General features: G+C 61.5%; 8 protein-coding genes and 1 pseudogene. 7 read left to right on the top strand and 2 right to left on the bottom strand.

Going from position 1 to position 7530, the window contains the following annotated elements; genetic code table 11:
- The 6 genes and pseudogenes from EN949_RS30595 to EN949_RS30570 form a co-directional block, all read left to right on the top strand.
- Positions 1–418, top strand: a pseudogene (locus tag EN949_RS30595) (pyridoxal-phosphate dependent enzyme); the annotation flags it as partial.
- A complete protein-coding gene (locus EN949_RS30590) occupies positions 418–1161 on the top strand; it encodes an alanyl-tRNA editing protein (protein WP_127366844.1) in 744 nt (247 codons plus the stop codon). The pseudogene EN949_RS30595 and the gene EN949_RS30590, both read left to right, overlap by 1 nt.
- A gap of 38 nt (positions 1162–1199) precedes the next feature.
- Positions 1200–2054 carry a 3-mercaptopyruvate sulfurtransferase gene (gene sseA, locus EN949_RS30585; protein WP_127366845.1) on the top strand — a complete coding sequence of 285 codons (855 nt, stop codon included), beginning with the start codon at positions 1200–1202 and terminating at the stop codon, positions 2052–2054.
- Between the two features lie 19 nt (positions 2055–2073).
- Positions 2074–2637 (top strand): GNAT family N-acetyltransferase, encoded by a 564-nt coding sequence (locus tag EN949_RS30580; protein ID WP_013531462.1) that lies wholly within the window; start codon positions 2074–2076, stop codon positions 2635–2637.
- 111 nt (positions 2638–2748) lie between these two features.
- Positions 2749–3306: an OmpA family protein gene (locus tag EN949_RS30575; protein WP_013531463.1), complete on the top strand. Its 558-nt coding sequence runs from the start codon at positions 2749–2751 to the stop codon at positions 3304–3306.
- A 157-nt stretch (positions 3307–3463) separates the two neighbouring features.
- Positions 3464–3931, top strand: a complete 468-nt coding sequence (locus EN949_RS30570) for a DUF1203 domain-containing protein (RefSeq protein WP_013531464.1) — start codon at positions 3464–3466, stop codon at positions 3929–3931.
- A gap of 234 nt (positions 3932–4165) precedes the next feature.
- Here the strand turns inward: EN949_RS30570 and EN949_RS30565 are convergent, their stop codons facing one another.
- Both EN949_RS30565 and ald read right to left on the bottom strand, forming a co-directional pair.
- Positions 4166–5455 (bottom strand): outer membrane beta-barrel protein, encoded by a 1290-nt coding sequence (locus EN949_RS30565; protein ID WP_164755532.1) that lies wholly within the window; start codon positions 5453–5455, stop codon positions 4166–4168.
- A 206-nt stretch (positions 5456–5661) separates the two neighbouring features.
- Positions 5662–6777 (bottom strand): alanine dehydrogenase, encoded by a 1116-nt coding sequence (ald, locus tag EN949_RS30560; protein ID WP_023812057.1) that lies wholly within the window; start codon positions 6775–6777, stop codon positions 5662–5664.
- A 156-nt stretch (positions 6778–6933) separates the two neighbouring features.
- Here ald and EN949_RS30555 point away from each other — a divergent pair, with 156 nt between their 5' ends.
- A complete protein-coding gene (locus EN949_RS30555) occupies positions 6934–7407 on the top strand; it encodes an Lrp/AsnC family transcriptional regulator (protein WP_013531467.1) in 474 nt (157 codons plus the stop codon).
- The last annotated feature ends 123 nt before the right edge of the window (positions 7408–7530 follow it).

Here is a 7530-nt window from a genome sequence, read left to right as displayed (position 1 = left end):
GGCCGACCCTCTGGGGGCCGCGCTCTACTCCTTCTACACCAGCGGCGAGCTGAAGTCCGAAGGCAGCTCGATCACCGAAGGCATCGGGCAGGGGCGCATCACCGCCAATCTCGAAGGGTTCACGCCGGACTTTTCCTTCCAGATCCCCGATGAGGATGCGCTGCCGATCGTCTTCGACCTGATCCAGGAAGAGGGGCTTTGCGTCGGTGGCTCGACCGGCATCAACATTGCCGGCGCGATCCGCCTGGCCAGGGAATTGGGTCCCGGCCACACCATCGTGACCATTCTTTGTGACTACGGCACGCGCTATCAGTCAAAACTGTTCAACCCGGAATTCCTGCGCGAGAAGCAACTGCCGGTGCCAGGCTGGATGGAGCTGAAGAGCACAATTTCGGTGCCGTTCGAAAAGGTCGCGTGATGGCAAACAGGACGGATGCCCTGTTTCGCGACGACGCCTATCTGCGGACGGCAGATGCGACAGTCGTTGCCGTCAACGACCGCGGCGGCATCATCCTCGACCGGACGATCTTCTACGCCACTTCGGGCGGCCAACCGGGCGATACCGGTTATCTCGAACGCGCGGACGGCAGCCGCATCGCCATTGCCGCTACCCTCACCGGCGAGACCAAGGACGAGATCATCCATGTGCCGGCGCCGGAGCAAGCAGTGCCACAGGTCGGCGAGACGGTGAGGCTGGCCATCGACTGGGAACGCCGGCATCTCCTGATGCGCATGCATGCGGCTTGCCATTTGCTCACCGTCGTCTGTCCGTTTCCAATCACCGGTGCCGCCGTTTCCGAGGACGACAGCCGTGTCGACTTCGACGCTCCGGATGCCGGTTTCACCAAGGAGGACATCACCGCCGGGCTGATGGAGCTGGTGCGGGCCGATCATCCGATCTTTGTCAGGCTGATCAGTGACGAGGAACTGGCCGCCAATCCTGGCCTGGTGAAATCCAAGAACGTTCGGCCGCCGGCCGGCACCGGCAAGATCCGCCTGGTCTGTATCGGTGACAACGCCTCGGTGGACAGCCAGCCCTGCGGCGGCACCCATGTGAAGAGCACTGGCGAAGTCGGCGAAATCCACATCGGCAAGATCGAGAAGAAGGGCCGTGAAAACCGACGCTTCCGCATCCGCTTTGGGCCGATGCCGGCAAACTGAACAGACAGTGATCGCCAAAAGGCGAGCAGGAGCACAAAATGGCCGAGGACAGCCCCTTCACCGTCGACGCAGACTGGCTGCAGCAACGTCTCGGCCAGCCGGGCCTGACGATCATCGACGCATCCTGGTATCTCCCGGCGCAGAAGCGCGATGCGCGCGGCGAGTACGATTCGGCCCACATCCCGGGCGCACGATTTCTGGATCAGGATGCCGTTTCGGATCCGGATTCGCCCTTGCCGCATACGCTGCCGTCACCGCAGCATTTTGCCCAGTATGTCGGCGCCATGGGCGTTTCGGCCGATGACACCATCGTCGTCTACGATGGTCCGGGCTTCTTCTCGGCGCCCCGGGCGTGGTGGATGTTCAGGGTCATGGGCGTCTTCCAGACCTATATTCTGGATGGCGGCTTCGATGGCTGGAAAGCCGCCGGCAGACCGGTGACGGCTGAGCCGACGAAGATCGCGCCAAGCGTGTTTCATGCCGATTTCGACTCCGGGCGCGTCGCCAGCCTCGCCGACATGCGCCGGATCGTCGACACCAGGGCAAGCCAGATCGCCGACGCCCGGGGACCGGGCCGCTTCACCGGCACTGAACCTGAGCCGCGCGCGGGTATCCGCTCCGGCCATATGCCTGGCGCGCGCAATCTGCCCTATTCGGCGCTGTCGGAAAATGGCGAGCTGCTGTCGAAGGACCGCCTGCGCAAGGCGATCGAGGAGGCCGGCATCGATCTGTCGAAACCTGTCGTCACCTCATGCGGCTCCGGCATTACCGCAGCGGTGGTGACGCTGGCGCTGGAAACGCTTGGCCATACCAACAACAGGCTTTACGACGGCTCCTGGACGGAGTGGGGCGGGCTTTCCGACACGCCTGTCGTGACCGGCCCCGTTTTGTGATCGGCAAGGAATGAAGACGATGGAAAACGGCGCGCTGGAAGATATTGACGTCACGGTGACGTTTCTCGAGATGCATGTGCCGCCGGCCTATTCGCCGCCGGTGCCCTACAACCGTCAGATCGCGCTGCTGAAGACCAAGGACATTCCGCTGCATTTCTACCGCTACCTGATGGACCGGGTGGGGCGCAAATGGCACTGGGTCAATGTGCTGAGGCTGGATGACGACGAGCTTGCCGCCGGCATTCATCGCGAGGATCGCGACATCAGGGTCCTTTATCTCGACGGCGCACCCGCCGGCTTCTTCGATCTCAAGCCGCATCTGCCGGAAGAAGTCGAGCTCGCCTATTTCGGCATGATGGAACATGCGACGGGACAAGGCATCGGCCGCTGGTTCCTGGGTTCCGCGATCGCAGCCGCCTGGTCGCATGGTCCGAAGCGCGTGACGGTGCAGACCTGCACGCTCGATCATCCGGCGGCTCTGCCGCTTTACCAGAAGCTCGGCTTTGCACCGGTGGCGCAAAAGAAGGAAATCGTGCATCCGCTGCCTTTCGCCGAGCGCGCGGCCAGCGTCATGCGGCCCTAGCCGGAAGCTGACACCAGCTCGAATCTGAACCTGTCGTTCATCAGCCCTTCAGGCTGCTTTTGGCATGTTGCCCGCACCATCAATGCGGCAAAGGCCGAAGGAGACGAAGACATGCTGACCCGCCGTACACTTGCCGCCGCGCTGATCGCGGCGATTGCCATGCCAAGCCTGGCCGCAGCCCAGGCGACAACGCCTTCGGCCGCGACGATCGAGCGGAAGCTCGAGGCGGCACCGCGTGTGAAATTGCGGCCGAACGAGCGCGTCACCATCCGGGAATTCAAGCGGCGCCCGGATTTGCGCCGCATGGCCCGCTCGATCGATATCCAGTCGATCAACTTCGCCTTCGGTTCGGCGGCTATTGCCAACTCGCAATACGACAAGATCGAGACTATTGCCGACGCGCTGCGGCGAATCCTGCGCCGCGATCCCGGCGCCCGCGTGCTGATCGAGGGCCATACCGACGCCGTCGGCTCCTTCCAGTCGAACCAGGCCCTGTCCGAACAACGCGCCGCTTCGCTCAAGCGCACATTGGTGCGCGAATTTAGGGTGCCCGGCCATGCACTGGAAACCGTTGGTTACGGTGAGGAGTTTTTGCTGGTGCAGACGCAGAACGAAAACTGGCAGAATCGCCGGGTGACGCTGCGCCGCTTCGACGATTTCATCCGTTGAGTCGCAGCTCCGAATTTTAATTAGCCGGCGCCTTTGACAGGAACCTGATGAGAGCCGATCGCCGAGGGGCGATCGGCTTTTCGACATTTGGCAGGAATCGGGTGGGCGGCGAGGGTTCAAGGACATAATTTCCAATCACGACACCGGAGATTTTTCCATGACCATCCAGTTCAAAGCTTTGCCGACCGAAGCTGTCAGGACGCTGCAGCGTGGTGGCGTCGATGCTTATGGCCAAACGCCCGAGCGAAAGGTCTCAGATGGTGACGGCATGCCTTGCCGGCATTGTTTGAAGAACATAGGAGCCGGCGATGCCTATCTTGTTCTGGCATACAGGCCATTCCCGCAGCTTCAGCCCTATGCCGAAACCGGGCCGATCTTCCTGCATGCCGAGGAATGCGACGGCGCTGCCGAGGGCGAGGCGCTGCCCGAGATTCTCGACAGCCCCGACTACATCGTGCGCGGCTATGGCAGGGATGACCGTATCGTCTATGGCAGCGGCGGCGTGGTCCCGACCGGAGACATCACCGGGCGGGCCAAGACCTTGTTGGAACGCGACGAGATCGCCTACGTCCATGTCCGCTCGGCGCGCAACAATTGCTACCAGTGCCGCATCGAGCGCGCTTGAGGCTGAGATTAGCCGCTGGAAACAGCTGTCGTACTCCCGTCGCATAGTCGCGATAGAAAGCCATTGTCGATCGATTTGCCGACCGCGGATGAACCGGCGGCAAATCTCGTCATCGAGGAAGCGGGGCTTTGGCTCCGCTTTTTTGTTGCCTGCGTTTGGAGCAGACGTATTCCACGCAAGAAAAAAGCCCGCCGGCATGGCCGACGGGCTGCAACTGTTTGGCTGGAGGGCCTTTTAGTTGAACTTGTACTTCGCGCCGAGGCGCACGGTCTGGAAAGACGGGGTGTCCTCGAGAATGCCGCCCGAGCCGAAGTCTTCCTTCTGATACTGCGAATAACGGTATTCCAAACCGACGGTCATATTGCTGGAAACGGCAGTTTCCAGGCCGCCACCGATCGAGAAGCCGCTTGAGCCCCAATCATAGATGTCAGCGCTACCACCACCGGGCGCTTCCGCATGCAGATCGAAGTGCTGCCAGCTGTAACCGCCGAGCACATAGGCCAGCGTTGATTCGTTGACCTTGGCACCGATTCGAGCGAGAGCATCGAAGCCGTAGTCGGCATCGCCCTTGATGGAAACGGGGCCGAGATCGAGCTTGGTCTGGATGCCGGAATAACGGGCATCCAACTGAACGCCAGCGACCCAGCTGCCGAAATCATGATCATAGCCGACGCTCGCCTCGCCGAACACGCCTTCGCCGCCAATGCCGTTGAGCTCGCCGCTAGCACCCAACCCAAGATTGAGGTTTAGATCATGCACCATCGTGCCGGCACCGAGCGCACCACCGGCATAGAAGCCGGTCCAATCGTAAGCCGGGGCGGCAAAGGACGTGCCGCCACCATTTTGCGCGCCGAAGCGATAGTTTGCCGCGATATGGAAGGTGTGGGTGGAAGGCTCGATATCGAGAGAGGCATCGCCAAGATCGAGTACCGACTTGTCACCGTAGTCCGCGTAGCGATATTCGGTCTTCAATGTCCAGTTGCCACGCAGCACGGTTTCCATGCCAACGCCGAGCACATAGCCGCTGCGGTTCTGCGAAAATTCCAAGCCGTCCGCGGCGCCCGATCCGTCAAGTTTGAAATGCTGCCAGGTGTACCCGCCGAGTACATAGCCCAACGTATTCGGATTGAGCAGGTAACCGGCACGCAGGCCAACATCGAAGCCATAAGAGTTTGTCAGATCGACATCGCCGCCTGCAATGCTCAATGAGGGACCAATGTTGCTCAGATTTGCGTCAATGAAACCACCGAGCAGGAAACGCTCCGAAACCATGTAATCGTAGCCTGCCGTCAATTCACCAAAGACGCCATTTCCACCAAGGCCATTGAAGTCTAGGCCAGGTACGCTGAATTTGTGTACGCTGGCGCCAAAGCCGCCGCCGATGCCGACATAAGCACCGCTCCAGTTAAAGCCGGCAGCTTCTTCTACCGGCTGCACGACGTCTGCTGCGTGAGCAGCAGATATCAAAGCCACAGCAGAAACAGCACCAAGAAGAAAAGATTTCGCGGATGTGCGAATGAACATATGCCCGTACCCCATGAGTAAACCCAGAATGTCTCTAGCAGGGAACCGGCCGGCACGGGAATGACAAATATGCAACAATGATGAGCAAAGTGCCGTTGCGTCACATCTTTCGGCGCCATGCTTTGCCTGAAAAACAGGCTCGCAAGAAAAAACCCGCCGGCATGGAACCGGCGGGCTGGATTGAAAGGAGCTGTTTTTCGCGAAAATCAGGCGGCGAGTACCGCTTTCGGCTCGACCAGTTCGTAGCCGAGCGCCTCGGCGACTGCGCGGTTGGTGATCTTGCCCTTGTGGACATTGAGGCCGTTGCGCAGGTGATGATCGTCGACCAGCGCCTTCAGGCCCTTGTCGGCGAGCTGCAGGCCGTAGTGAAGCGTCGCGTTGTTGAGCGCGTGGGCCGACGTGACGGGCACGGCACCCGGCATGTTGGCGACGCAATAGTGGATGACGCCGTCGACCTCATAGGTCGGCTCGGCATGGGTGGTGGCGTGCGAGGTCTCGAAGCAGCCGCCCTGGTCGATGGCGACATCGACCAGCACCGAGCCTTTCTTCATGCCCGACAGCATTTCGCGCGAAACCAGTTTTGGCGCCGCGGCACCCGGGATCAGCACCGCGCCGACGACGATGTCGGCTGAAAAACACTCTTCTTCCAGCGCCTCGACAGTCGAGTAACGAGTGTGGACGCGGCCGGCAAAGAGATCGTCGAGCTGGCGCAGGCGCGGGATCGAGCGGTCGATGATGGTGACGTCGGCGCCAAGGCCCGCCGCCATCCTGGCCGCGTGCAGGCCGACGACGCCACCGCCGAGAACGGTGACCTTGCCGGGCAGCACGCCGGGCACGCCGCCCAGCAGCACGCCGCGGCCGCCATTGGCCTTCTGCAGCGCCGTGGCGCCGGCCTGGATCGACAGGCGTCCGGCAACTTCCGACATCGGCGCCAGCAGCGGCAGGCCGCCACGGTCGTCGGTCACGGTCTCGTAGGCGATTGCCGTTACGCCGGACGCAAGCAGGCCCTTGGTCTGCTCCGGATCCGGAGCAAGGTGGAGGTAGGTATACAGGATCTGGCCTTCGCGAAGCTGCGCCCATTCGCTGGGCTGCGGCTCCTTGACCTTGACGATCATGTCCGACCTGGCGAACACCTCGGCGGCCGTCTTGGCAATCGTGGCGCCGGCGGCGCGATAGGCGTTGTCATCGGCGCCGATGCCGGCACCGGCCCCGGTCTCGACCAGCACTTCGTGGCCATGGGCGACATATTCGCGGACCGAGCCGGGGGTGAGGCCGACGCGGTATTCGTGGTTCTTGATTTCCTTGGGGCAGCCGACGCGCATTTTCTTCTCCTGATCCGGCCCTTTTGGGCCCGTTCCCTGTATGGCTGGAGTGAACCACGAATCGTTGCGCAGGTGTTTGCGAATGCGCTTGCGCCCACCGGCCGGTTTCGATAATCGTTGCGCGAAACAGCAAGATATTCGCAGGATTCACGAATAATGCCGCTCGACAGGATCGATATCGCCATTCTCGAGGCTTTGCAGAAGGATGGCAGGATACCCAATGCGGCGCTGGCCGAGAAGGTCGGCCTGTCGCAGTCGGCCTGTTCGCGCCGGCTCGACAATCTGGAGAAATCCGGAACCATTCGCGGCTACCACGCCCGGCTTTCCAATGCGGCACTTGGCCACCAGATGACGGCGATCGTGCACATATCGCTGTCGGGGCAGTTCGAGAAGACGCTGTCGGATTTCGAGGCGGCGATCAAGCGCTGCCCGAACGTGCTGTCCTGTCACCTGATGTCGGGCGAATACGACTACATCCTGCGGATCGCGGCGAAGGATCTCGTCGACTATGAGCGCATCCACAAGGAATGGCTGTCGGCGATGCCGCATGTGACCAAGATCAATTCGTCCTTTGCGCTACGCGAAATCGTCGACAGGACCGCCATGGGCATGAAGCCGGAAATGGCCTAGGTGTGAGCTTTCGAGAGGTTGTCCATTCGGACCGGACCGAGGAGACTGGAGTTACCACGCTTCAGCATCCATCGGAGGGTCCGAATGAACATCCACAAGAATGCCCGTCTCACACCGCTGCGT

The sequence above is a fragment of the Mesorhizobium sp. M7A.F.Ca.US.007.01.2.1 genome, from assembly GCF_003998165.1.
Taxonomy (GTDB): Bacteria; Pseudomonadota; Alphaproteobacteria; order Rhizobiales; family Rhizobiaceae; genus Mesorhizobium; species Mesorhizobium ciceri.
The sequence above is the reverse complement of the archived record's forward strand: the minus strand, read 5'-3'. Positions and strand labels throughout refer to the sequence as shown.